This window comes from uncultured Campylobacter sp. (assembly GCF_938031315.1).
GTDB lineage: Bacteria > Campylobacterota > Campylobacteria > Campylobacterales > Campylobacteraceae > Campylobacter_B.
The window spans coordinates 1-3,014 of the sequence record NZ_CALHHT010000478.1 but is presented as its reverse complement, the minus strand read 5'-3'; the positions used below and the strand labels follow the sequence as shown (position 1 = coordinate 3,014).

Below are 3,014 nucleotides of genomic sequence, written 5' to 3'. Positions count from 1 at the left end.
TTGCTTTATTATCGGTCGCTACGTCTTTGGATATCTCGGCCGCCGCTTCGAAATTTTTACTCACGCCCTCTTTGGAATTCTCGTATTTTAGGGCGTTTTCGCTTTTGATACCGATGCTTTGCGCTTCGCTTGCGGCGTCGATATTAGCGCCTAAAAAGATAAACTCCCAGTCGTATTTTTCCTGCTTGTCGCTAATCATCTTCTTAATCTGCGCTTTGGAGTATTCGCGGCTTGAGTTCTCCATACCGTCGGTAATGATGACGAAAAGCACGCGATTGTTTTTGGCATAGATATCGGGCACCCGCTCGATACGCGCTATCGTGCTGCCGACGGCGTCCAGTAGCGCGGTGTTGCCGCCGGCGTAGTACTCTTTAGACGTTAGGTTTTCGACCTTCTTAAGCGGCGTGCGGTCGTGGATGACGTTAAATTTCGTATCGAAAAGCACGGTCGTGACGCTGGCGTCGATGCCCTCTTTGCGCTCCTTTTCTATCATCGAGTTAAATCCGCCGATCGTATCGCTCTCAAGCCCGCTCATCGAGCCCGATTTATCTAAGATTAGCACCAATTCCAGGTGATTTACGCCGTCTTTATGATCGGGCGGCGTCTCTAGCTCTACGCTTTTGGCAAACAATATGCCCGCAAGCGCGGCAACAAGAAGGATGATTTTTTTCATAGGGGCTCCTTTGTTAAAATTTCATTATTTTACTATTGTATCGCTTAATCAATGAAATTTTATCGCTAAAGCTTTGCCGCACGCCCCTGCTACGTAAATTTTAATACGAAATTTTGTCGTGGAATTTTAACGTATCCTTGCAAGAGACGCCGCAAAATTCCGCGCGATATAGAATTTTGCATGGCGCAGAATTTTATGCGGCACGGAGTTTTATGGCGCAAAATTCCACGTGGCATGGAAGTTATGGAATTTGCGCAGCCGCAAAATCAAACGTCTGCGGATCTGCTCCGTTTTGCGCTGAGGTAGCTTCCGATCTCGCTTATCAAAACGCCAGATAGGATGAGCGCCGCGCCTAAAATTTGCATCGCGCTTAGCCTCTCGCCGCCCACGAATACGCCCATGATGCCCGCCGTTACGGGCTCTAGCGTGAAAAACAGAGCGGTTTTTACAGGCGTCGTGTATTTCTGCATCAAGGCCTGCGCGAAAAAGCCAAAAACCGTTCCCAGTAGGCAGATCACCGCCATCGCGACGAAAAAGCTTCGGTCCATCACCGGTACGATGCTGACTCTTTCAAAAAAGATCGTCGCAAAGCAGCAAAGCGCGCTTAAGCAGAGGATCTGTACGTAGGCGATGCCCGCTACGTCGCAGCTTTGAACGAAGCGGTTGGTCAGCACGATGTGAAACGAATACGCGCACGCGCAGACTAGCGCCAGCGCTTCACCCTTACCGAGGCCTAACTGCGTGTCGCCGATAAGATAGAGCCCAATGACCGCAAGCGCGATGCCCGCGTAGGCGTAGGAGTAAATTTTATGTCTAAACAGCGCCGCGGCGATGAAGGGTACGAGCGCGACGTTTAGGCCGATGATGAACGCTACGGAGGAGCTTTGCGCAAATTTAAAGGCGAAGGTCTGCGACGTAAAGCCTGCGAATAAAAATAGGCTAAGCGCCGCGCCGTGCTTGATCTCGCGCGAAGTGAGCGCTTTGAGCTTTGGGAAAAATATCGCGCCTGCGATGATGCTCGCGGCGAAAAAGCGCCAAAATAGCAGCACGAAGACGTTGTTGCTCGCAAGTGCCTGCGAGGTGGGCAGATACCCGAGCCCAAAAGCGATCGCCACGAAGACCATTCCGATGTCGGCTCTGAATTCCAAATTTTTATTCATCTATGTCCTTTTTGAAAATTTAAAGTCGTAATTTTACGAAATTTTAGGTAAAAAATAGGCTAAATTTTGACGATTTTGACGGAGCGGTTTGGAATTTTGGTTTTTAAGATCGTGAGTTAAATTTTAAGCGTCCGGCTCGTTTTAAGCTTTCGGTTCGTCTTTTTAGGCTTGCATTGGGCTCGTCTTGTCGCGCACTCGTTGCCGCCGCTTCGCTACGCGTAAATTTTACGGCTACTACTCGCGCGATCATTACGTCTCTTCGCCGCAACTTGTCATAAAATTTCACAGCTATTGCTCGCGCGTGGCTAAATTTAAAATTTAATCGCCCGCGCCCTCTTTGTCGTTTTTTAGAATTTCTATGTTTGCGCGCTCATTCGCGCCTTTTAAGCTTATAGTTTTTTTGAGCGCGGATTTGAGGGGAGCCTTCGCCTCTTTTGATTTCATCATCTTATAGCGCCTCTTTCTTATCTCTGCTTCGATAAATTTTATATCTTGCTGTGCATATGGAAACGAGAGCGTGAAATTTTTGCCGCTTTGCTCGTCTTTTATTTTTAAAATCGGCATCTCTCCCTTCATCCCCTTCTCCGTAAGGGCATTTTCTATATCGATCTTTGTGCTAAATTTAAACGGCAAACATTCCCATTCTCTCCTTATACTACGGCTATCTATGATGACCCCTTTTTCGGTCAATAGCCATAGGGATATAAGTATCAAAATAATACCCATCACGATCACGAACGCAGTTTCGTCGCCGCTCCTGTGCAAGAATCCGTCTATACATAAAGGGTCGCTTGTGTCAAAGGATGTAACTTTACCTTTACCTTTTATCCTCTTTATCCAAGGCTCGTCAAACGCCACTATCGACCCCCAAGATAAAAGAAATATGACGAGCGTAAATTTGGCTACAGGATTAGGCGATATGAGCCAGACGCCCTTTTGCATGGTTTTATAAGAAGCACTACTTTTAAACAGAAAGCTTTTTAAACCGCAAAATACAAATAGCACTACATTTGCAAAAAGCACAAAATACAAAAGCCTCATGCGGCTCCTTTCGTTTTGAATATTTTACGACGATATATTTAAATTTAGGCATCTTGCTTGCTTTAGCTTTTGAAATTTCAGCGAGCTTTTCTGATATAAAATTTTGCAAAAAATCTATATCTTTTCGTGCATACAAAAAT

3 protein-coding genes are annotated in these 3,014 nt (G+C 46.3%); all 3 read right to left on the bottom strand.

Annotated elements, in window-relative coordinates; genetic code table 11:
• The coding region (locus Q0236_RS11850) for a vWA domain-containing protein (protein WP_297918289.1) at positions 1 to 673 on the bottom strand (673 nt) is incomplete at its 3' end.
• Between the two features lie 266 nt (positions 674 to 939).
• On the bottom strand, positions 940 to 1,833 hold the full coding sequence (locus Q0236_RS11845; protein WP_297918286.1) for a DMT family transporter: 894 nt from the start codon (positions 1,831 to 1,833) through the stop codon (positions 940 to 942).
• A gap of 318 nt (positions 1,834 to 2,151) precedes the next feature.
• Complete coding sequence (locus Q0236_RS11840; RefSeq protein WP_297918284.1) at positions 2,152 to 2,874, bottom strand: hypothetical protein; 723 nt, start codon at positions 2,872 to 2,874, stop codon at positions 2,152 to 2,154.
• Positions 2,875 to 3,014 lie beyond the last annotated feature (140 nt).

Coding starts and splice junctions, on each gene's coding strand:
- Q0236_RS11845 (WP_297918286.1), bottom strand. CDS start 1,833: ATGAATAAAAATTTGGAATTCAGAGCCGACATCGGAATGGTCTTCGTG.
- Q0236_RS11840 (WP_297918284.1), bottom strand. CDS start 2,874: ATGAGGCTTTTGTATTTTGTGCTTTTTGCAAATGTAGTGCTATTTGTA.